This window comes from Pseudomonas sp. LBUM1669 (assembly GCF_059695705.1).
Map to the genome: position 1 here is coordinate 2,549,647 of NZ_CP166784.1, position 23,054 is coordinate 2,572,700.

The following is a 23,054-nucleotide window of genomic DNA, read 5'->3' on the forward strand; positions in this document are numbered from 1 at the left end:
GGTCGCTGCTGGCGCTGGGGTCCAGGCCTCAGCAACACCGTGGACACAGATTAATAGGTCGCCACAAAGGGAAAAAGCGGCTATAAAGTGTCTGACTGTCAACCAAGGCGTGACAATGAACCCGTTCGAAGATATGCGTATTTTTTGCCAGGTCATGGACTCCGGCAGCTTCACCTCGGCAGCCGATCAATTGGGCCTGTCCAAGCAGTTCGTCAGCCGTCGCCTGATGCAACTCGAAGAGCGTCTGGGCGTGCGTTTGCTCAACCGTTCGACCCGCCGGCTGGACGTCACGCCGCTGGGTCAGAGCTATTACGAGTCGGCGTTACGCTTGCTCAGTGAAGTCGAGCAAGTGGAGCAGGGCATCGCCGGCCAGACCACCGAGCCGCGCGGCACCATTCGCGTGAGTGCGCCGTTGTCGTTTGCGCTGGCGCACCTGGGGTGTCTGCTGCCGCTGTTTTTACAGCGCTACCGCGATGTCACGGTGGAAGTGGACTTGAGCGATCGGCCAGTGGACTTGCTCAGCGAGGGGTACGACCTGGCGTTGCGCATCGGCATCCTGGAGGACTCGACCCTGATCGCCCGCCGCATCGCCTCCATCCAGCGGGTGTACTGCGCTAGCCCGGCTTATCTGGCCGAGCGTGGTACGCCACTCAAACCCGAAGATTTGCACAATCATGACTGCCTGCCTTATGGCCACGGTCGTCAGGTGCAATGGCGTTTCGAAGGGCAGGGCAAGCCGCTGAGCGTCAACGTGACGGGCAGGATGCGGGTCAATAACGGGGAGTTGCTCAAGGACGCGGCGGTGGCCGGGATGGGGATTACGTATTTGCCGACGTTCATTGTCGGTTCGGCGCTGAAGGAGGGTCGGCTGGTGCCGGTGCTGGATGAGTTTCGTCCTCAACCGCTGACGTTGTCGGCGGTGTATCCGCAGCATCGCCAGAGTTCGCGGCCGGTGCAGGCGTTGATCGAGTTTTTGCGCGATCGGCTGGATCGGGTTGAGTGTGGGTTGTAGCACACCGGCTCCCACCATCCCTTGTAGGAGCGAGGCTTGCCCGCGAAGGCGTCGTGACATTCAAAACAAGCGTTGACTGATACGACGCCTTCGCGGGCAAGCCTCGCTCCTACAAGGGATTTGTGGCGTTTTTGAGGTTAGTGTTTGTCAGGTTCTTTTGTTATCGCCTGGCTCGCCACCGACATGCACGCCGTGGTCGTCGCCGATCTCGCCGGAGCGATGTACGCCGTGGTCGTCGCCGATTTCGCCGGAGCGATGTACGCCGTGGTCATCACCGATTTCGCCGGAACGATGCACGCCGTGGTCGTCACCGGGTTCGGCGTGAGTGCCACTGCGTCCGGAGGAGGCTGTGCTGCCGGAGTGTCCCGAACCATGGTCGCCGCTGCTGTGACCGCTGCCGCTGTTGCCGCCGCTGCCGTTTCCACTATGGCCGCCGCCATTGCTACCGCCGCCGCTGCCACCGTGACCACCGCCATTGCCGCCGCCACCGCTTCCGCCACCGGAACCACCGCCGCCGCCACCAGAACCGCCGCCGCCACCGCCAGAACCGCCACCACCACCGCCAGAACCACCCCCACCGCCGCCCGATCCGCCGCCGCCACCACTACCACCATCCTTGGCCTGGGCACTCGATACCCCGGAAAAGCTGTCCGGAATCAATACGGTAGACGCCGACAGAACTGCGCCAATAGCTACTGCAAGTAAAAGCTTGTTGATGTGCATGTCGTTCTCCGTCTTGTTACTCAGGTTGGAACGTTGATGAACAATGCAACTTGCTGCTCGATTCAATGGGTGAACACCGCAGCGCGCTGATTAATTCAGGTGCAACGTGGATGAACGATGAACGGTACAACTCGACCCTGTTCCAGAAGGTCAGTGAATACTCGAGGCCAGCTCGAAAATCGGGATGTACATCAGGATCACGATGACCCCGATCAGCAGACCGATGAAGGTCATGAGCAAGGGTTCGAACAGCCGCACGAACCATTCGATCCAGCGGCTGATTTCTTCGTCGTAGAAGTCAGCGCTGCGCTCCATCATCTGGCCGAGGTTGCCGGACTGTTCGCCCGCTCGAAGCAAGCGCAGGGACACCGGGGTCACCAGGTGATTGAGTTCCAGCGCGGTCGACAGCGATTGCCCCTCGCGTACCCGTTCGCAGGCCTGGTCCAGGCGCACGCGGGAGGCGGGGGTGAGCAGGCCGCGGACCATGCCCATGGCGGTGACGAGGGGGATGCCGCCCTGCAGCAGGATGCCCAGGGAGCGATAGAAGCGCGCCAGTTCGTACATGAAGATGCGTTGGTGGACCGCCGGGAGTTTTTCGATCACACGGTCGACGCCCCGACGAAAGGCCGGTTGTCGCTGAAGAAAGCCGAGGGCGACGATGATCGCCGCCAATGTGCCGAAGAATTCACCCTGGTGAGCGTGAAGGAACATCCCGCAGCTCATCAGCACTTGCGACAGCCACGGCAGATTCGACCCCAGCCCTTCGAACACCAGGCTGAAGCGCGGCACCACATAACCCATCAGGAACAACACCACGCCACCACCCACTACCAGCAACAGCAGGGGGTAGATCGAAGCGCTGACGATTTTTTGCCGAACCTCGTCCATGCGCTGGCGATAGCTGACATAGCGGCCCAGGGCATCGCCCACGGCGCCGGTCTTCTCGCTGGATTGCACCAGCGCCACGTAGAGCGGAGGGAACACCGCCGACAACTGGGCCAGCGCTTGGGAGAACGATTTGCCTTCATAAAGCAGGCGCACCAGTTCGCTCAAGGTTTTACGGGCCTGTGGCGCGTTCTCTTTTTCCGCCAGGCTTTCCAGCGCATCGATCAACGGCAGGCCGGCATTGAGCAAGGTGGTCAGTTCCTGGCTGAACAACACCAGGTTGAAGGTCTCGCGCTTCTGCAAACGCAACGCGCGCCAGTGCCGCTCGACGTGCAGGCTGACCACGCGCAAACCCTGGTCTTCGACGATGCGCCGGGCTTCGCTGTGGCCGGGGGCCTCTACGGTCATCGAGACCACGCCGGCCTTGCCCACTGCCTTGAGATGAAAGCGCATGGTCGCCACCCCCGTCATTGCCAGCTGGTGACTTCGGCGTTTTCGCCTTCGCCGCCGGGTTGGCCGTCCTTGCCCATGGACAGCAGATCGTATTCGCCGTTTTCGCCGGGGTAGCGGTAGTTGTAGTTGCGGCCCCACGGATCCTGCGGCAGTTTTTTCTGCAAATAAGGACCGGTCCATTTGGTTTCATCGCTTGGCGCAGTGACCAGCGCCTGCAAACCCTGTTCGGTCGACGGGTAATGGCCGACTTCCAGGCGGTATAGGTCGAGCGCCTTGCCCAGGCCTTCGATTTGCGCCTTGGCCACCTTCACTTCGGAGCGGCCCAGTTGGGCGAAGTACTTCGGCGCGACGATGCCGGCCAACAGCCCCAGCACCACCAGCACCACCAACAGTTCGAGCAGGGTGAACCCGCTTTGAGTACGCGGGGCGGAACACAAACGCTGATTCATGATGACCTCACACAGTCGGCAGAAGGGTCGCCCTGAAGGCGTATGCAATTGCCATGCTCACCCCCAGTCATTCTTCCACAACCCCTGTATTGCGGGCCTTTGCGCTTCCGGCACAGTGCTTGCGTATGGCTTGTTTACTACCGGCCATTGGGGCATTACCCCCATTTTTCGGGGCCGGGCAGGGGAGGCACAATAATGAAAACACTCACCACAGGACTGCTCGGCTGTTTGCTGCTGACGAGCGTCGCACAGGCCGATGTGTTCGTATCCGTGGACGCCAAGGGCAGCTACGTACTGTCCAATGTTCACCGTCCCGGCCGCACCTATGAACGGGTCATTCACGAGCCCCAATCCTCGCTGGTCGGCCTTGATCAGCAGCCCCAGATGATTGCCAGGCAACCTTATGCAGAGCTGGTGTCGGCGGCCGCCACGGCCAATGAATTGCCGGCGGCGCTGTTGCACGCTGTCATCCGCGAAGAGTCCCGCTACAACTCGGATGCGACGTCCCCTAAAGGCGCCGGTGGGCTGATGCAATTGATGCCCGATACCGCGCGGGAGATGGGAGTGAAAAACGTCTATGACCCCAAGGCGAACATCCAGGGTGGTGCCAAATACCTCAAGCGCCTGCTGACCCTATTCGACAACGACATCACCCTCGCCGTGGCGGCCTACAACGCCGGGCCACAAGCGGTGTTGAGCCGTGGCGGGGTGATCCCTCCGTTCGCTGAAACCCAGCGTTATGTGCCCAGTGTCTTACGCCAATACCGCCGCTTGCAGGGGCTGGCCGTGGATGCACCGCTGTGATTGGCGAGTGTGGGGAACGTCCCCCAATAGTGGGGCAACAAAGACTGGGCCGAAAAGTGGGGAATAAGTGGGGAATATCCCCCGAGTTATTAAATGGTTGCTTCAAGCGGCTGAAAACTAACTGAATTTTTTATGGCATGCGGATTGCTCAAGGGGATTTGTCGAGAATTGTTCCCTGTGAGCACCCACAGCGAGGCCCGTTATAATGACCGGCATACCTTACGCGTCGTCCTTGTTTAAATTTGCGCTGTTGGTGGTGTCGATGTTCGGCATCGAGATGGCCGAGGCGGCCGTGCGCTGTGAGCGCAATCTGGTGGCGAACGTCGTAGCGCTGGATCAGCCGCTGATGTTCAACCGCCTCGGCGCGCAAAACGTTAACGGCATGATGTTCGCCCTGCGCCGCGACGTGGTCGACGACCACAATGTGTCCCTGGCCCAGGGCGGCGCGGCAGTGCCGGGCAAAGTCTCGTTGCGGCCCGACAAGCGTCCGCGCCCCTTGGTGTTGCGGGTTGCCGCCGGTGACTGCCTGACGATCAACCTGCAGAACCTGTTGGCGTATCAGGCTAACCCCGGCTCGCACGACGATGGCGAGGAAGAAGAGGGCGAGATCGAGGGTGAAGTCGAAATCGGAAACGTGGACGAATTCAAAGTCGATGAGCAGGTCACCGACCGCCATGTCGGCTTCCAGGTCAACGGCCTGCAAGCGGTCAACAGCATCGACGACATCGCCTCGTACACCGGGCGCAACGGCAATTCGCTGGTCGCCCCCGGCGGCACCCGTTCCTACACCTTGTTCGCCGAGCGCGAAGGGGCGTTCGCCGCCAGCAGCCGTGGCGCCACCTTCGGCGGCGAAGGCGATGCGGGCAACGTTGCCAATGGCCTGTTCGGTCAGGTCGTGGTGGTGCCCAAGGGCGGGCGCAGCTACCGCAACACCATAACCGAAGAAGAAATGCGCCTGGCCAGCGCCGGCCGCACCCCGGCCGGTCAACCGATCGTCGATTACCAGGCACGCTACCCGCAACGCGAACCATGGATCCGTGAAGGCAAGGCCGGCACACCGATCATCAACATGGTCGACGGCAATGAAATCATCTCCAGCGAAAGCGACGCGATCGTGATGGGCAGCAACGCCGACGGCAGCTTCCCTCCGTCGACCTATCCGCTGGAAGCCATCGGTAAACGCAACCCGGCGATTCCGAACCGGCTGGAACCGTTCCGCGATTTCGCCTCGCAGTTCCAGGATGAAACCGCCGCGACCCAGGCATTCCCCGCTTATTGGGCAGACCCGGTGATGGCCCATGTGCTGGAGCCGACCCGCGACTCGTTCATGATCAACTATGGCTCCGGCGGCATGGGCGCCGAGGTGGTGGCCAACCGGCTGGGCGTCGGGCCGATGCACGATTGCCTGTCCTGCGCCTATGAAGAATTTTTCCTCAGTTCGCACACCGTCGGCGACGTGGCGATGCTGGTGGACGTGCCGGCCAACGCCGGTCTGGAAGGCATTCTTCCAGGGCAGGTACCGCGCGCCGATCAGATCGGGGTCAAGGCGACCATGGCGCTGTATCCGTCCGAGCCGTCCAACGTCAATCACAGCTACATCGGTGACTTCATCAAGTTCCGCAACACCCACAACGGCCACGAGCAGCACGTCTTTCACCTGCACGGCCATCAATGGTTGTTCAACCCCAACGACGACAACTCCGACTATGTGGATGCCCAAGGCATCGGCCCGGGCGCCGGTTACACCTATGAAATCGCCAATGGTGGTTCGGGCAACCGCAACCGCGTAGCGGGCGATGCGATTTACCACTGCCACTTCTATCCGCACTTCGCACAAGGTATGTGGAGCATGTGGCGGGTGCACGACGTGTTTGAAGAAGGCACCAGACTTGAGGTTTCCGAACAGGGCGCCGACGGTTTCCACAGTGAGCCTTACGCGCTACGCAGCGGTAAACCGGCAGCCGGTGCGCGGGCCTTACCCGATGGCGAGATCGTTGCAGGCACACCAATTCCCGCTGTCGTGCCGCTGCCGGGCAAGGCCATGGCACCGATGCCAGGCAAAGTCGCGGTCGTACCGAAAATCGGCGAAACCCTGGTGGCCGGTGGTGGTGACGATGACGATGACGATGATGACAGCGGTAACGGCGGCGCTCAGGCCATCGGTTCCCTGGCACTGGTGGATCGTAGCGAAGCCAACCGCAATGCCGACGGCAGCCTGAAAAACCCTGGCTACCCGTTCTGGATTGGCGGCATGGAAAGTTCGGTCGGCCAACGTCCACCAACCCCGCCTCTGGACATGCTCGACGCCGCCAAGGCTCAGGCCTTGAAGTCCAGCGGCAATGCCTTGTGGGCTAATCTCGACCCGGCTCAGTCCGGTGGCTGGGACGGCGGCCTGGGACGCCATACCCTGGACGGCGTCTCCGCTGGTGGCGCGGCGAATACCATTACTACGTCTCTGGATTTTTCCAAAGAAGTGACCCGGGCGAAACCGATTTACATGCCGGAAGAAGGCACCGAAGTCGAACAGGCGGCCATGGCCTTCCATGCCAAAAAAGACCACCCAAGCTTCGCGGTGCTGCCCGGGAGTCAAATCGTGGCGCGTAACTTCCGCACCAACGGCGCGTTGCCAACGGCTGGCGCGCCTTACTTCGAACCTTGCATGGATGACCGGCAAAAACGCCTGACCAGCAGCGCCGGCACCGGCGAGTTCGCCAGCGGTGAACGCATCGACGGCATGTCCTACAAAGGCTCCTCGACCTTCACCGCCGACCGTCCACGGGTCTACAAAGCGGCGAACATCCAGTTCGATGCGGTGTACAACAAGGTCGGCTACCACTTCCCGCAAGCGCGCATCCTCGCCCTGTGGGAAGACGCCTGGCCGGTCATCACCAAGCAGCGTCCGCCAGAGCCTTTGGTGATGCGCATGAATACCTTCGACTGCGTGCAGTACCAGCAAACCAACCTGGTGCCGGCCATCTATGAGATGGACGACTATCAGGTGCGCACGCCGACCGACGTGATCGGTCAGCACATTCACCTGCCGAAATGGGACCTGGTGTCTGCCGACGGTTCTTCCAACGGCTGGAACTACGAAGACGGCGTCCTCTCCCCAGGTGCCGTGCAAGAACGCATCCACGCCATTCGCGAGTTCAACCAGTGCGAAGGCACCGACCCACGGGACGGCACACCGGCCTGCCCGAAAGCCAAGAATCACCCGTACTTCGGTCAGTTTGGCCGGGCGGATTGGGTCGGGGCGCGCACGGCGATGCAGCGCTGGTTCGTCGATCCGGTGGTGAACGCCAAAGGTGTCGACCGTGGCCTGGGGACCATTTTCACCCACGACCACCTGGGCCCATCGACGCACCAGCAGATTGGCCTGTACGCCACCGTGCTGGCTGAACCGGCCGGTTCCACCTGGTTCCACGCTGAAACCGGCGAGCCGTTGTACAGCGGCGCGCGCCAGGACGGCGGGCCGACTTCGTGGCAGGCGGTGGTGTCCACCGGGGACATCGACGGCGACGGCAAGAACGACAGCTTCCGTGAGTTCTTCCTCGAATACAGCGACTTCCAGCACGCCTATGAAGCCGGGGTGTATGTGGGCGCCGGTCCTAACGGCGTGCCTAATCCGCAAGCCTTCCCGGCCACCGCCGACAGCTTCCGCTACGCAATCAACCCACCGGTACGCAACAACGCCAGCACCTTGCTCGACGGCATCATTGAAGTGCAGGGCGGCATGGTGCCGGGTTGTCCGACTCGGCCATGCCCACAGGCGATCTCGGTCGATGACCCTGGCATGTTCGTGGTCAACTACCGCAACGAACCGCTGGCCCTGCGGGTGTACGACCCGAACAAGGTCGGCCCGGACGGCAAGCGCGGCATGCAGGCCGACGGCCTCGGCGGCGACCTGGCGTATGCCATGCAAAGCCGTACCGACCGCGCCATCCCGGCGATGAACCTGGCACCTAACCTGGTCACCTCGGCCACCGGTCCAACCGGCGGCACCACGCTGTTCCCGCCACACGTCAACCGTGGCGGCGCGGAACCGGGTGACCCGTTCACTCCAATGTTGCGCACTTACACCGGTGATAACGTGCGGCTGCGGGTGCATGCCGGCGGTCACGAAGAAGAGCACAACGTGACCCTGCACGGCGTGAAATGGCTGCAAAGTGGTTCCGGCTTCGGCAACAGCTCCAACTCCGGCTGGCGCTCGTCGCAGATGGTCGGTATCTCCGAACAGATGGGCTTCAACGCGCCGGTCTCGATGCTCTCCAGTTCGGCGGCGACCACGGGGGATTACCTGTACTCGATGGACGCTTCGATTGAAGGTTACTGGAACGGTATCTGGGGCGTGATGCGCAACTACACGGCCCAGCGCAGCGATCTGTTCGCCGTGCCTAACAACCCCAAGCCGATGGGTATGCGCAATACCGTGGCATTCGATGGCTCCTGCCCACGGATCAGTGCCAACCCCAACGGCATCGGCACCCGGCCGACCGTGCAACGCAACTATGAAGTGGTTGCGGCGCTGGCCAACGACATCCTGCGCAATCCGTTGAACCTGACCATCGGCGATCCGGCCGGTATCGGGCAACACGTGGGTGGGCCGTTGAATCCGGCGGGTGGCACCCTGGTGTTCAACTCGCGGCCAGTGAATATCCCTCAGGTCACCGTGGTCGATCCTGAAGATGGCGAAACCATTACCATCGGCGGTCAAAGCGGCCCGTTGCATGATCCGACTGCGATCCTGTACGTGCGCAAATCCGACCTCGATCCGGTCACCGGAAAAATGAAACCCGGTGTACCGGTAGAGCCGCTGGTATTGCGCGCGGCGGCGGGTGACTGCATCAACGTCACCCTGGAAAACCGCTTGCCTGTGATCATGCCCGACCTGACCCAGACTGCCGTGATGCAAGGGCTGGTCAAGCGAGATCGCAACAATGGCCAGGGCTCGACCATCTTCACCAACAACCTGCTGCGGCCGTCGAGCCACGTTGGTCTGCATGCGCAACTGCTGGCGTATGACATCACCAAATCCGATGGCACCAACGTCGGCGCCAACCCGATCCAGACCGTGCCACCGCGTGTTGGGAATGTCGGCGCGTACCCGACGCGTACCTATCAGTACTACGCCGGGCACCTGGAGCGTGAAGGCAAACCGATCTCGCAACTGGGCCGCAGTGTCGACAACATCAACGCCACGGCGGTGGAGTTCGGCGGACTGAATATCACGCCGGCGGACCTCATCAAACAACCGCAGAAAGGCTTGGGTGGGGCGATGACCATCCTGCCAGCCGGCGCGACCTGGGTTGAGGATGCGCGTAAAACCAACGCAACGGTCACGGCGCCAGGGCAGACCACTTACCGCGACTTTGCGATGGTCTGGCAGAAAGCGTTGAACATCCGCTGGGCCAACGGTCGGCCGGTGGAAGGCATTGCCGCCGAAGGCTTTGGTGTACCGACCGATCCGCAGGACAACTCGAGCATGGCCATCAACTACAAGGCCGAGCCGATCTGGTTCCGCTTCGGGTTGGCGCCGGATGCGCCGTTCGGGCACGCCGATGGCGCCGGTTACGGGGACGTGCCTAACGCGCATATGGCGTACAGCAATGCGCTGATCGGGGGCGATCCTCAGACACCGGTGCTGTATGTGAAACCGGGGCAACCGTTCCGCACGCACATTCTGATGCCGACCGGTGGAAGTCGCGGCACGACCTTCCAGCTGGACGGTCACGTCTGGTCGGTCAACCCGTTCCAGTCGGAGAAGAGCGATACCGGCGGTTACCCGATGGCCACGCCTGGGGTGGGGTCGGTGCGGTTCGGCTACAACCCGATGTCGATGTACATCGGCGCTCGTGAAAGCATCCTGCCGGCGGCGCACTTCAGCTTCATGCTCCCGAGCGCCGGGGGCAGCAACGCAATACCGGGCGACTACCTGTTCCGCGACTACGGCGCCTACGGCAACACCGCCGGGCTTTGGGGGTTGCTGCGGGTAACCAACGAGCCAGAACCGGCACCGGCACCGTAAAGCCAGGGATTGGGGGGTGGCTGACACCCCCCAATCCCTGTAGGAGCGAGGCTTGCCCGCGAAGGGTTCACCTCGGTGTAGGTGGTGTCACAGATGACGCCTTCGCGGGCAAGTCGGATCGCCGCACCGCTCGCGCCTACAAGGGACAAGGCAGGCACAGATCTGTAAGGGGAGAGGGTTATGAGCAGGACTACAAAAATCGCCGGTTGCGCGCTGGTCGTTGCGGTGGCACTCATCAGCTTCGGCGTCTGGCGCACCGCGCCGCCCAACCTGCTGAGCGAAGTCGCACTGCCGGACACCTGGAGCAGTCAGAACCTCTCCCGTGACGGGATTTCGGTGGCGCTTGAGGTCAAGTCATTGGCCCAGGACGGCGTGTTGCGTGAAGGCGAGTTTGCCGACGTGCAGTTCCGCGTCAGCGACAGTGCTTCAGGTCAGCCGTTGTCGGGCATCAATCCCGGCGCCTGGCTGGACCCGGAAACCATTGCCGCCGACCAGGCCCAGGGTCGGGAGAAAAGCTGCAAATCCCGGGTCGGGGTCTTCCTGAAATCGAGCATCGGCGCGCGGCCAATGCTGGATCTGAACAGCTACTTCCTGCTGGTGATGAACCGCGACGCCAGCGTCTCGGTGGTCGACCCGTCGGTTTCGGTGGGCGGCATTACCAGCACCATGTCGCGGATTGACATCAAGCAACCGCCGATGGATTGGGTCACGCCCAAGGACAACAAACGGGTGTTCGTCTCCATGCCGACCGCCGATGCAGTGGCGGTGATCGACAGCGAGCAGTTCAAACTGGTCGACTCGGTCGCCGCCGGCAGCAACCCGGTGCGCGTGGCCTTGCAACCGGACGAGCGCCTGCTGTGGGTCGGCAACAATGCCAAGACCGCCGAGCAGTCCGGGGTCACGGTGATCGACACCCGCAGCCTTAAACCACTCAAACATCTGGCCACCGGGGCCGGGCACCATGAAATCGCCTTCAGCAAAGACAGCCGTTTTGCCTTCGTCAGCAACCGCGACGACGGCACCCTGAGCATCATCGACATCGCCAGCCTGACCATCAGCAAGCAACTCAAGACCGGCTCGCACCCGCTGTCGGTGGCGTACTCGCCGCTGTCACAGGCGGTGTATGTCGCCGACGGCAAGGACGGTAGCGTGACCGTGATCGATACCGCCAGCCTCGCGGTACGGCGGGTGATCAAGATGAAACAGGGCCTGGGCCCGATGGGGTTCAGCGCGGACGGGCGTTTTGGCATCGTCCTCAATACCCTGGAAAACCAGGTGGCGGTGATCGACGCGGCCACCGATTCGATGATCCACGAGCTGGACGTGTCCGCCGAACCCTACCAAGTGGTGTTCACCAAGGCCTACGCCTACATACGCGGACTGGCCTCGGCCAAGGTCACCATGATTAACCTGTCGTCATTGGGGGCAGGCCGCACGCCGATCAGCCAGGGCTTCGAGGCCGGGCCTCAGGTGCCACGGTTGGCCGGTGATTTGCCGCTGGCCTCGAGCCTGGCGGTGTCGCGGGACGACAACGCGGTGTTCGTGGTCAACCCGGTGGACAACACCACCTATTTCTACGCCGAAGGCATGAACGCGCCGATGTCCGGCTACCCCAATCGCGGACAGGTGGCGCGGGCGGCCATGGTCATTAACCGCAGCCTGCGCGAGGTCGAGCCAGGGCTCTACAGTTCGCGGATCAAGCTGCCAGCCGCCGGGCGTTTCGACGTGGCGTTCCTGCTCAACCAGCCGAACATCATCCATTGCTTCACGGCGCTGGTTGAGCCGGACCCGAACCTTGCCACGCTTCCCGGCGTGCCCAAGGTCGAGTTCATGCTCGATAAATCCACGGCCGCCCTCGGCAGCCCCTACACCGTGCGGTTTCGCATCGTCCAGGGCAAACAGAAGGCACAGCGCAGCGGGGTCAAGGACGTTCAGGTGCGCTACTTCCGCGCCCCGACTTCCCGGGCCCAACAGGTCGCGGCCCTTGAAGTGGGCAACGGCATCTATGAAGCCCCGGTGACCCTCGACCAGAACGGCGCCTGGTACCTGCACGTTCGCGCGGCGTCCCTTGGCGCGAGTTTCGATGACAAGACCTTTGCCAGCGTTCGGGTGATTCCCGGCGATGCCCACTGAAGAGGAAACCGACATGAACCGATTCGCACACCGTGGACTGCTGACGTTCTGCCTGTTGGCCGTCGGCATCGGCCAAGCCCTGGCGCACTCGGCGGATGAACACGCCGGGCACGACATGCCGGCCAAAAGCGCCAGTTCGGAGAGCACCCAGGTCAAATTCGCCGACGTCGCGCTGGTGGACCAGAATGGCAAGCCGGTGCGTCTGGAAAAGGACCTGGTGACTAACAAGATCGTAGTCATGAGTTTCATCTACACCAGTTGCACCACGGTGTGCCCGGTGGTGTCCTCGATCATGGGCAAGGTGCAGAAGCAACTCGGCGCCCGGGTCGGTGACGAAGTGCAGCTGGTATCCATAAGCATCGACCCGCAGCGCGACGACGCCAAGCGCCTCAATGACTACGCCCGCAGTTTCCAGAAGGGGCCGGGCTGGAGCTGGCTGACCGGCAGCTCGCAGTCGATCAACGAAACCCTCAAGGGCCTCGGTTCGTTCAGCGGTGACTTCAAAAGTCATCAACCGCTGATTCTGGTGGGGGACGGCAACAGCCGCCACTGGACTCGCTATTACGGCTTCACCGATCCGGCCGTGCTGACCCGCCAGGTCGAGAAACTCAGCGGCCAGCGCAACGCCCACGCCAAACGCACCGCCATTGCCATGGAGCACCAGCCATGAAAGCGCTCGCCTTGATCTTCCTTACGATGTGTTTTTGTGTGATCAGCTTCATGGCGTTTTCCCATGAAGGCCACACAGAGCCCGCACCTACCGTGGCCGCCGCGCAACCGGCAACCGGTACCCGGGATGCGAAAACCTGGTTCACCGACACACCGTTGCAGGACCAGAACGGCAACACGCTGCGTTTTTACAGTGACGCGCTGGAAAACCGCGTGGTGCTGCTGAACGTGATTTTCACCAGTTGCAACGATGCCTGCCCGCTGATCACCCAAAAGCTCAAGGAAGTCCGTGAAGTGCTGGGCGACAAGGCCGATGGCATTACCTTTATTTCCCTTACCAGTGATCCGCTGCGCGATACGCCGGCGGTACTCAAGGCTTACACCTTGAAGCAGGGCGTCGATGGCCCCCACTGGCTTTTTCTCACCGGCGACAAGGCGCAAATGGACCTTGTACTGGGGCGCATCGGCCAGATTGTGCCGACCCCCGAGCAGCACTCGACGCAGCTGATTGTCGGTGACGTGGCCAACAAGCGCTGGAGCAAGATCCGTCCCGATGCACCGGCCGCCGCCATTGCCCAGCGCTTGCAGTTGCTGACAATGCCCGTGGCCGGTCGTTGAGCACGCGCCATGAAAATTGCCCTCGTCCTCGGCCTGCTACTGATAGGCGGCATCAGCTTCACCGCTAATGCGTTGCCGCTGAGCCCCAGCGAAAGCGCCGGTAAACGGTTGTATCGCGAGGGCGTGTCCGCAAGCGGCGAGCCGGTCATGGCTCGGGTGGGCGCGGCGGACATGCTGCTGCCCGCCACCAGCCTGCCATGCGCCAATTGCCATGGCGCCGATGCCCAAGGGCGACCCGAAGGCGGGGTACGGCCGCCGGACATCAGCTGGTCGCGGCTCTCCAGCAGTTACGGTCAGCAGATCAACGGTCGCAATTACCCGGCCTACACGGAGGGCACACTGGCCCGGGCGATCCAGGAGGGGCGCGATTCGGCGAATAATCGGCTCGACCCGGCGATGCCCCGGTTCGTGCTGTCGATGAATGATCAGCGCAACCTCACGGCCTACCTCAAACGCGTGGCCGATGACCGCGACCCCGGGTTGACCGCCGACAGCCTGCACTTGGGCACCTTGTTGCCCAGACAGGGACCATTGAGTACGGAGGGCGCCACGATGGCGGCGGTGCTCAAGGGCAGCGTGGCGCGGATTAACGAGGCGGGTGGGATTCATGGTCGGCAATTGCGCCTGACCATCCTCGATCCGGGCCCGGACCGCGCCAGTGCCGAACAGGCGCTGGACCGCTTGATTGAGCAGGAACAGGTGTTCGCCCTGATCGCACCACTGGCACCTGCGCTCGACACGGAGCTGGTCACGCGGCTGGAACGCGCCGGTATTCCGCTGATCGGGCCGCTCTCGCTGCAGGGCATGGCCCCGGCCAGCCGGCAGATTTTCGAACCGCTGTCAGGGCTGCGCGAGCAACTGATTGCCTTGGCCGACTACGGTGCCGCCAATTTGCGCTTGCTCCAGGGACCGACGCTGATCGTCTACCCGGACGAACCGGGCCAACGGCTGGCGGCGCAGAACCTCGGCCAGTACCTGCAAGAGAACGCCTGGCAGCAAGTGCGCCTGCAGGCCTACAACTTGGTGCAGGACGAGTTGCCGCTGGGCTCGCGATCGGTGTTTTACCTGGGCAGCGGCGTCGGTTTCAGTCGCCTCGCCGAGCGCCTGCAAACGGCGGGGCAGGTGCCTTACCTGTTCGCCGCGTCGAATCAGGTGGCAGGCGACCTGTTTCAATTGCCCAGCGGGTTTTCCCGGCGGGTGTTTCTGGCCTATCCGTTCGTCCCCAGTGACTGGACGCTGGCCGGGCGCCTGGCCTTGACGCAACTGCGCGAGCACCAGGGGCTCGGTGGTGAGCACGCGGTGCTGCAAGTCGGCGCCTACAGTTCGATGCTGCTGCTCAGCGAAGGCATGAAGCAGGCCGGACGCGACGCCAGCCGCGAAAAACTCATCAGTGCCCTCGAAGGTTTGCACGATTTCGACACCGGGCTGACCCCGCTGCTCAGCTTCGGTCCGGGCCGCCGACTGGGCTTGAGAGGTGCCCATATCGTCACCGTAGATTTGCCCGACCAGCGCTTCTTTCTGGTCGCACCGTACAAACCCATTGCCGCGACACCCTGACGGGAGACTTGATAATGAAACTCAAGACACTGCTGATCCTGTTGACGTTGTGGGTCCCCGTGGCCTTCTGCAACAACGGTCCGGCTGCCGCGCGGGTCAATGGCGAGGAAATTTCCGAGTTCCGCCTCGAGCGCTATTTCGCCGAATACCTGGAGGACCAGGGCCGCGCAGTCGGTAGCATTCGCAATCCCACGGCGTACAAGCAATTGCGCCAGAAAGCACTCGACGTGCTGATCGACAAGGAGTTGCTGTGGCAGGAAGCGGTCAAGCGCGGGGTGGTGATCAACGATGAAGTGGTAAAAAGCCAGGTCGAGCAGACCCGGCAAGCGATTGGCGGTGCCGAAGTGTTCGCCCGCCGGCTCGAAGACGCCGGTTTCGATGAAGCCAGTTTTACCGAGTACACACGCCGCGAGCTCGCCGCCCAGCAAGTCTTTGCCGACCTCGTAAATGTCGCTGAGCCGGACGAAAAACAGGTCCGCGCGTTCTTCGAGGAACACCGTGCCGAGATGAACCGGCCTGAGCAGATCCAGGCGCGGCACATCCTGGTCAAAGTGCCTCAGGGGGCCGATGCCGCCACAGTTGAAGCAGCCCGGCTACGCTTAGAAGAGATGCGGGTGAAAATCAGCCGGGGCGAGGACTTTGCCAGCGTTGCCCGGGCCGGCTCCGAAGATGCCTCCGCCGCCGAAGGCGGAGATCTGGGCTATTTTCCTCGTGGGCGCATGATGCCGGAGTTCGAAGCAGTGGCGTTTGCCCTGACGCCGGGGGCCGTCAGCGCGCCAGTGCGCACACCGTTGGGCTGGCATTTGATTTACCTGCAGAACCACCAGGAGGCTGCCGATGTCTCAGAAGTTCAGGAACTTGAAATGGTTCGGGCTTACCTTGCCCGACAGCAAAAGTCCCAGGCTCGTCTACAGGTTCTGGGGCAGTTGCGATCAAGCAATCGAATCGAGCGGATTGACGACGATTGAAGGTTCCCCCCCCAAATGTGGGGAAAGCTTCAGGGCAAATCCGGACGCTTCCCCGCCTTTGGGGGACGGGGTTCCTGAACGAAAAGATTTTTTCATGAAAATCATAGAGATGAAGCGGTCGAAAACCGGCGCTCAGTCTGGCATGAAGTGTGCGTTAGCCTAAGTGAGGCGCGTACTCCCAGGCACGAATATCGGACCTGCGGTTTCAAGGAGTCCACCTTGTTAAACAAAGTACTGGTTGTTGAAGACGAACAGCTTCTTGCGGAAAACCTCCAGGGTTACCTGCAGGCGCAAGCGCTGGAAGTCCGGATAGCTCACAACGGTGAAACAGCCATCGGCGAAGCCGAACGTTTTTCACCCGATGTGATGGTGTTCGATTACCGCTTGCCCGATATGGAAGGCTTTCAGGTGCTCGATGCCGTCCGCCAGAACAGGAAGTGCCATTTTGTGCTGATTACCGGGCACCCAACCGCTGAAGTCTGTGAGCGGGCCCGGCAACTGGGCGTCAGCCATATCCTGTTCAAACCGTTTCCGTTGGCGGAATTGGCCCGTGCAGTCTGTGATCTTCTAGGGATGAAGCGCGAATACCGAGCAGGCGCGAGCCCATCCGAAGGATTCGTCGAACGACGCCAGAGCAGGACCGAAAGCTTCCCGCTGCAGTTGTACGACGGCAGTTGGGTGCTGGCAGATCGTCGACGAAGTTCATCGACCTCCAAGGCACCAGACGACCAGCAATTGCTCACCGGGGAGTAGTGGCGCGACAAGACGTTCCGGCATACGCCGCAATGGCCTGCCGCGTCGACAGGGCTCAAAGCCCCCGGCGTTGGAGAGCATGCCATGGACCGTCTATCCCTTGCCGTAGAACCGGCGCTGTTGGAATGTGTACCGTCTCGCTTTTCCAGTGAACAACTGGCCCAGGCCCGGGCCCGGGCAACCAGTACCGGCGAGCGGGTTCTGGAGGCCCTCGGGGTGTTGTGCGAACTGGCCCCCATGCCCTTCATCCAGTGCCTCGGCGCTACCCTGTATTATCCGGTGCTCGACACCGACACCCTGTTTCAAGCCACCCCGGTGTTCGACCGGGTCACCCTGGCCCAATGCCTCAAGCGCGAATTCATCCTGCTGCGTCACGACGATGCGGTCATTGGCGTGTTCGCCGACCCGTTCGACACGGCTCGTCTGGCCTGGATCGACGACTGCCTGCACGGCGCGCCGCTGTATCTGGTGCACGCCGACGACCTGAAAGCCTACCTGGCCCGTCATGAAGAGAGCTTCCACGCGGTGGAATCGCTCAACGCCCAGGCCGACGCCAATGTCGAAATCGATACCCTGCAAAGCCTATCCCTGACCAGCATCAGCGAAGACGCCAGCGTGGTGGTCAAACTGGTCAACTCGACCCTCTACGACGCGCTGAAAATGCACGCCAGCGACATCCACCTGGGCACCACCGGCAGCGGCCTGGTGATCAAGTACCGGATCGACGGCGTGCTGAACAACATCAGCAAAATTCAGGGCAGCGAGTTCGCCGAGCAGGTGATTTCCCGGGTCAAAGTCATGGCCGAACTGGACATCGGCGAAAAACGCGTGCCTCAGGACGGTCGCTTCAAGATCGGCATCAGCGGCCGGCAGATCGACTTCCGGGTCTCGATCATGCCGAGCATTTTTGGCGAAGACGCGGTGCTGCGAGTGCTCGACAAACAGGACCTGGCGGACAAGGTCAGCGGCGTGCAATTGCAGGCCTTGGGCTTTGAAGAAGACACCCTGCGCCAGCTGCGCCGGTTGGCCGCCGAACCCTACGGCATGGTCCTGGTGACCGGCCCGACCGGTAGCGGCAAGACCACCACGCTCTACGCCATGATCACCGAGATCAACCACGGCGTGGACAAGATCATCACCATTGAAGACCCGGTGGAATATCAACTGCCGGGCGTGCTGCAAATCCCGGTCAATGAAAAGAAAGGCCTGACCTTTGCCCGTGGTCTGCGCTCGATCCTGCGCCATGACCCGGACAAGATCATGGTCGGTGAGATCCGCGACCCAGACACCGCGCAGATCGCCGTGCAATCAGCCCTGACCGGGCACCTGGTGTTCACCACCATTCACGCCAACAACGTGTTCGACGTAATCGGTCGGTTCACCCAGATGGAAATCGACCCTTACAGTCTCGTCTCTGCACTCAATGCCGTACTGGCCCAGCGGTTGATCCGCCTGGTGTGCGCCAGTTGCAGCGCGCCGAGCAACCCGACCGATGAAGAGCTGCGCCTCTCCGGGCTCGATCCGCAGAAGGTCGATCATTACCACTTCGTTCACGGCAAAGGCTGTGGCCATTGCCGGGGCACCGGTTATCGCGGGCGGACCGCGATTGCCGAGCTGCTGCACCTGGACGACGAACTGCGGCAAATGATCGTCGAGCGCCAACCCGTTGCGAAAATCAAGGCACACGCTTGCAAACGTGGCTTGCGCTTGTTGCGCGAGTCGGCGCTGGAACTGGTTGCTGAGGGGCGGACCACGCTCGAGGAGATCAATCGTGTCACTTTTGTCTCGTGATCGTTATGTCGCCGTGCTCGGCGCCAGTGGTGTCGGCCTGGGACAGCGCAAGGGTAGCGACACCTTGTGGCTGGGCAGCGTCGGCTTTATCGACGAAGGCTTCCATGCCTGGACCGTCGCCCTCGAAACCCTCGACCGCTTGCTGGGCGAACACGTGCCAGCCGGTGCGGAATTGAGTGTGGTGGTCTCCGGTCACTTCAGCCGCTTCTGCCTGGTGCCCTGGAGCGAACAAATCAGCAGTCCCGACGAATTGCTCGGGTTTGCCCAACTGTGTTTCGAAGACCTCTACGGCGTGCCGTCCCAACCCTGGAGCATGGTGCTGTCGGCCGAACCTGCGGGCTACGACCGGATCGCCACCGCGCTGCCGCAAGACTTGCTGACGCGTCTGCGCAGCCTGGTCAGCGGTCGCGGCCTGCGCCTTCGTTCGGTGCAGCCGTACCTGATGGCGGCGTTCAATCACTTCGATAAAAGCCTCGACGCCGGTGACTTCCTGTTCGTGGTCGCCGAGCCGGTGCGCAGTGTCTTGCTGCTGGCCAGGGAAGGGCGCTGGACCTCGGTGCGTTCGGTGGGCAGCAGCGACAGCGATGCCGCACTGACCGCGCTGATCGGCCGGGAAAACCAGTTGCAGGCCTCCACCAGCGAGCGGCCGCTGAACGTTTACTTGCACGCACCGGCGCGCATCGAGGTGCAGCCTGACGTACCCGGTGTGCACTTGCGCACCCTCGAAGAAGACCGGACAGCCGTACACGATTGTTTGTACGTGATGTCTCGGGCGGTGGCCTGACTTGCGCGCCCTGACGCTCGACTTCCAGCCACGCCGCCGCTCGGGCCCATTGGGTTGGAGCCTGCTGGCCGGTGGCGTGGTGCTGGTCGTGACCTGTTTTGTCGCCCAGCAGCACGTAGCCGAACAGGCCTCGCAACAGCAAGGCCATTTGCAAAACGCCCAGCGCGAACTCACCGGCGATACCGGCAGCAAAGTCACCCTGAGCCCAGCCGAAACCCGCGAACAGGCACAGAACCTGGCGGAAATGCGCAAGGTCTCGCAGCAACTGCGCCGGCCCTGGGAACGTCTGTTCGCCATGCTCGAAGCGATGCCCCGAGACAACATCGCCTTGCTGACCCTGACCCCGGATGCCCGCAAGGGCCAGGTGCGCATCAGCGCCGAAGCACGGGACCTGGAAGCGATGCTCGACTTCCACCGCCGTCTTGAAGCCAGCGACGAGCTCTCCGATGTGTCGCTGCTCAGCCACGAAATTGTCGTGAAATCGCCGGAACAACCGGTGCAATTCAACCTGTCGGCTAGCTGGGAGATCGGCGATGCAAATCCCTAGATTGATCGTCCACGAATACCTCCAAGGCCTGGGCGTGCCCGGCCTGGCTGGCTTGGCGATGTTGCTGCTGGCGCTGGCCTGGGCCCTGGGTGGCCTGATGCCGGACTGGAATTCGTTGCAAACCCTCAGCCAGCAGACCCGCGAAGCCGGTGAGTACCTGGCCAAGGTTGAAGACGGCAGTGTCGCCGCCCCGGTGGTGCCGCAACGTCAGCTCGACGACTTCCGCAGCAAGCTTCCGTCGCAGCCCCAAGCCACCGTGGCCATCGACAAGATCTACGCGCTGGCGGCCCAGGAGCACATCACCTTGGCGCGCGGTGAATACTCGCTGGGCATCGACCCCAAGACCCACTTGGCCCGTTATCAGATTCTGCTGCCGGTGCGTGGCAGCTACCCGCAACTGCGGCGCTTCCTGCACGCGTTGCTCGGCCAGTTGCCGGCCGTGGTGGTGGAGGACGTGGAGTTTCAGCGTAAAAAAATCGCCGACACCGACCTGACCGGGCGGATCCGCATGACCCTTTACCTGTCGAGGTCATGATGAATACCAAGCGCGTAGTGGGTTGGGTGGCGTTCTTCGGCGTGGCCGCGGCGCTGACCTGGGGGCCTGATTACTTCATGCCGGCGGACGACGGCGACGCTTCAGACGCGGCCGTGGCAACGCCCGCCAAAAGCAAAATCCGCGGCGCGCTTCCAGCCGCCGCGGCCACTGGCAAACCCGCCGTGATCAAAGACCTGACCCCGTCCGGCGACCTGTTCGCGGCCCGCAGCTGGAAGGTGGCGCCCAAGCTTGCCAGCGTCACCGAACAACCCGTCAACCAGACCCCGGTGGTGCAAGTCCCCAGCGCACCGCCGATGCCTTTCCAGTTCGTCGGCAAGCTGAATGACCGTTCTGACCTGCAAGTGTTTTTGCAGAACGGCGAAAAAATATACGTCGTGCGCAAAGGGGATGTGATCGACGACACCTGGCGGATCGAAGGGATTTCCGATGTGGAACTCAGCTTTGTCTACCTGCCTCTGCATTTGTCCCAGACCTTGTCTGTGGGGAGCACGCAATGAACAGTTCCCGTTTGTTGATGAACCTTTGTATATGCGTAGGGCTGGCTGCGTGCAGTTCGGCGCAGGTCGCCAAGCAGGAAGCAACCGACCTGATGGAGTCGGGGCAGTACGAAGCCGGCCTGGCGCGCATTGAGGAAGGGCTGAAGGAAAACCCTCGGGATACCGAACTGCACCTGGCCCTGACCAGCGGCCGTGCGCGTGCGGTGACGGCATTGTTGACCCAGGCCGACATGGATCGCGCCCAGCGTGATTTCGCTTCGGCACGCCTGGAGTATGGCCGGGTGTTGACCATCGAACCCAACAACCGCCGCGCCCAGGATTCAATGCGCCAACTTGAGCACATGCGCAGTCTCGATGACAAACTTGAACTGGCCCGGGGTGACCTGCGTCGCGGCGACATCTACGGCGCCGACCGTCAGGTGAAACAGATCCTCGAACTGGACCCCAAGAATGGCGGCGCCCTGGAGTTGCAAGACAATATCCGTCTGGTGCAAAGCCGCAACGTGATTCCTTATCCGCAACTGCGCACCCGCCTCGACCGGCCGGTGACCCTGGAATTTCGCGACGCCAACCTGAAAACCATCTTCGAAGTGCTGTCCCAGGTCGCCGGTTTGAACTTCATCTTCGACAAGGACCTGCGCCCGGACATGAAAGCCACCATCTTCGTGCGTGACGTGCGCATCGAAGACGCCGTGGAATTGCTGCTGCAACAGAACCAGTTGCATCAGAAAGTGGTGAACGAAAACACCTTGCTGATCTACCCCGACTCGCCGCAAAAGCTCAAGGATTATCAAGAGCTGGTGATGCGCACGTTCTACCTGACCAGCATCGACGCCAACACCGCGCTGAACATGATCAAAACCATGCTCAAGACCCGTGACGTGTTCGTCGATGAACGCCTCAACACCCTGACCATGCGCGACACCGAAGACGCCGTGCGCATGGCCGAGAAACTCCTGCAATCCCAGGACCAGTCCAACCCGGAAGTGGTGCTGGAAGTGGAGGTGATGGAAGTCGCCACCCAACGCATTCTCGACCTGGGTCTGCAATGGCCGAACACCTTTGGCGTGGTCAACAGCGACGGCTCGGCCGTGACCCTGCTCGATCAACTAAAAGGCATCAACTCCAGCCGGATCACCATCTCGCCGTCGCCTCAGGCCAAGATCAACGCTCAGGACAATGACATCAACACCCTGGCCAGCCCGGTGATTCGCGTCAGCAACCGTGAACAGGCGCGCATCCACATTGGACAGCGTGTGCCCATCATCAGCGCCACCTCCGTGCCGTCGACCCAAGGTCCGGTGATCACCGAAAGCGTCACCTATCTGGACGTCGGTCTGAAGCTCGAAGTGCAGCCGACCATCCATCTGAACAACGAAGTGGCGATCAAGATCGCACTCGAAGTCAGTAACGCCACACCACTGGAGCCGACTCGCCAGGGCACGATTCCGGTTCAGGTTGACACCCGCAACGCCCAGACCACGCTGCGTTTGCATGACGGTGAAACCCAGATCCTTGCTGGCCTGGTGCGTAACGACCATGGCGCCACCGGCAACAAGATTCCGGGCCTTGGCGACATTCCAGGTCTTGGTCGATTGTTCGGCAGCAACAAGGACACTGTCGGCAAGTCGGAGCTGGTGTTGTCGATCACGCCGCGGATCGTGCGCAACCTGCCGTACCAAAGCCCGTCGGACATGGAATTCCCCACCGGCACCGAAACCAGCATGCACATCCAGGCGCCTGACCGCCGGATGCAGCCGCCGATTCAGAATGAACACATCGATCGGCCGGTCGCTTCCACCACCCAAGTCGTTATCGAGAAGCCTTGAT

The 23,054-nt window shown here is 62.1% G+C and carries 18 protein-coding genes; 15 read left to right on the forward strand and 3 right to left on the reverse strand.

The window, feature by feature from the left end:
* The first annotated feature begins 115 nt into the window (after positions 1-115).
* Positions 116-1,012: a LysR family transcriptional regulator gene (locus ACA051_RS11885; RefSeq protein ID WP_497374884.1), complete on the forward strand. Its 897-nt coding sequence runs from the start codon at positions 116-118 to the stop codon at positions 1,010-1,012.
* A 147-nt stretch (positions 1,013-1,159) separates the two neighbouring features.
* Here the strand turns inward: ACA051_RS11885 and ACA051_RS11890 are convergent, their stop codons facing one another.
* The 3 genes from ACA051_RS11890 to gspG all read right to left on the reverse strand — a co-directional run bounded on the left by ACA051_RS11890 (position 1,160) and on the right by gspG (position 3,522).
* Positions 1,160-1,735 carry a hypothetical protein gene (locus tag ACA051_RS11890; protein WP_497374886.1) on the reverse strand — a complete coding sequence of 192 codons (576 nt, stop codon included), beginning with the start codon at positions 1,733-1,735 and terminating at the stop codon, positions 1,160-1,162.
* 150 nt (positions 1,736-1,885) lie between these two features.
* Positions 1,886-3,073, reverse strand: coding sequence for a type II secretion system F family protein (locus ACA051_RS11895; RefSeq protein ID WP_497309935.1), 1,188 nt, complete (start codon positions 3,071-3,073; stop codon positions 1,886-1,888).
* 14 nt (positions 3,074-3,087) lie between these two features.
* A complete protein-coding gene (gene gspG / locus ACA051_RS11900) occupies positions 3,088-3,522 on the reverse strand; it encodes a type II secretion system major pseudopilin GspG (RefSeq protein ID WP_497309937.1) in 435 nt (144 codons plus the stop codon).
* Between the two features lie 195 nt (positions 3,523-3,717).
* Here gspG and ACA051_RS11905 point away from each other — a divergent pair, with 195 nt between their 5' ends.
* The 14 genes from ACA051_RS11905 (at position 3,718) to ACA051_RS11970 (ending at position 23,053) form a co-directional block, all read left to right on the forward strand.
* Positions 3,718-4,326 (forward strand): lytic transglycosylase domain-containing protein, encoded by a 609-nt coding sequence (locus ACA051_RS11905; RefSeq protein WP_497309939.1) that lies wholly within the window; start codon positions 3,718-3,720, stop codon positions 4,324-4,326.
* Between the two features lie 205 nt (positions 4,327-4,531).
* Positions 4,532-10,351 carry a manganese-oxidizing multicopper oxidase MnxG gene (mnxG, locus tag ACA051_RS11910; protein ID WP_497374888.1) on the forward strand — a complete coding sequence of 1,940 codons (5,820 nt, stop codon included), beginning with the start codon at positions 4,532-4,534 and terminating at the stop codon, positions 10,349-10,351.
* 180 nt (positions 10,352-10,531) lie between these two features.
* Positions 10,532-12,484 (forward strand): cytochrome D1 domain-containing protein, encoded by a 1,953-nt coding sequence (locus ACA051_RS11915; protein WP_497309942.1) that lies wholly within the window; start codon positions 10,532-10,534, stop codon positions 12,482-12,484.
* A 13-nt stretch (positions 12,485-12,497) separates the two neighbouring features.
* Entirely contained in the window at positions 12,498-13,154 is a 657-nt protein-coding gene (locus ACA051_RS11920; RefSeq protein ID WP_497309943.1) for an SCO family protein, read from the forward strand.
* A complete protein-coding gene (locus ACA051_RS11925) occupies positions 13,151-13,771 on the forward strand; it encodes an SCO family protein (protein WP_497309945.1) in 621 nt (206 codons plus the stop codon). Before ACA051_RS11920 ends, ACA051_RS11925 begins: the two co-directional genes overlap by 4 nt.
* Positions 13,772-13,780: 9 nt before the next feature.
* Positions 13,781-15,328, forward strand: coding sequence for a cytochrome c/ABC transporter substrate-binding protein (locus tag ACA051_RS11930; protein ID WP_497374890.1), 1,548 nt, complete (start codon positions 13,781-13,783; stop codon positions 15,326-15,328).
* 14 nt (positions 15,329-15,342) lie between these two features.
* Positions 15,343-16,296 carry a peptidylprolyl isomerase gene (locus ACA051_RS11935; protein WP_497374892.1) on the forward strand — a complete coding sequence of 318 codons (954 nt, stop codon included), beginning with the start codon at positions 15,343-15,345 and terminating at the stop codon, positions 16,294-16,296.
* A 219-nt stretch (positions 16,297-16,515) separates the two neighbouring features.
* The gene (locus tag ACA051_RS11940) at positions 16,516-17,049 is read left to right on the forward strand and encodes a response regulator (RefSeq protein WP_497309951.1); all 534 of its coding nucleotides are present in this window, start codon (positions 16,516-16,518) and stop codon (positions 17,047-17,049) included.
* A gap of 84 nt (positions 17,050-17,133) precedes the next feature.
* Complete coding sequence (locus ACA051_RS11945; RefSeq protein WP_497309953.1) at positions 17,134-18,840, forward strand: GspE/PulE family protein; 1,707 nt, start codon at positions 17,134-17,136, stop codon at positions 18,838-18,840.
* Positions 18,821-19,624 (forward strand): hypothetical protein, encoded by an 804-nt coding sequence (locus ACA051_RS11950; protein WP_497374894.1) that lies wholly within the window; start codon positions 18,821-18,823, stop codon positions 19,622-19,624. The genes ACA051_RS11945 and ACA051_RS11950 overlap by 20 nt, the downstream gene beginning before the upstream one ends.
* Position 19,625: 1 nt before the next feature.
* Entirely contained in the window at positions 19,626-20,171 is a 546-nt protein-coding gene (locus ACA051_RS11955) for a PilN domain-containing protein (protein WP_497309957.1), read from the forward strand.
* Positions 20,158-20,706, forward strand: coding sequence for a GspMb/PilO family protein (locus ACA051_RS11960; protein ID WP_497309959.1), 549 nt, complete (start codon positions 20,158-20,160; stop codon positions 20,704-20,706). Before ACA051_RS11955 ends, ACA051_RS11960 begins: the two co-directional genes overlap by 14 nt.
* Positions 20,706-21,224 carry a hypothetical protein gene (locus ACA051_RS11965; protein WP_497309961.1) on the forward strand — a complete coding sequence of 173 codons (519 nt, stop codon included), beginning with the start codon at positions 20,706-20,708 and terminating at the stop codon, positions 21,222-21,224. The genes ACA051_RS11960 and ACA051_RS11965 overlap by 1 nt, the downstream gene beginning before the upstream one ends.
* Positions 21,221-23,053 carry a type II secretion system protein GspD gene (locus ACA051_RS11970; RefSeq protein WP_497374896.1) on the forward strand — a complete coding sequence of 611 codons (1,833 nt, stop codon included), beginning with the start codon at positions 21,221-21,223 and terminating at the stop codon, positions 23,051-23,053. The genes ACA051_RS11965 and ACA051_RS11970 overlap by 4 nt, the downstream gene beginning before the upstream one ends.
* Position 23,054: the final 1 nt, after the last annotated feature.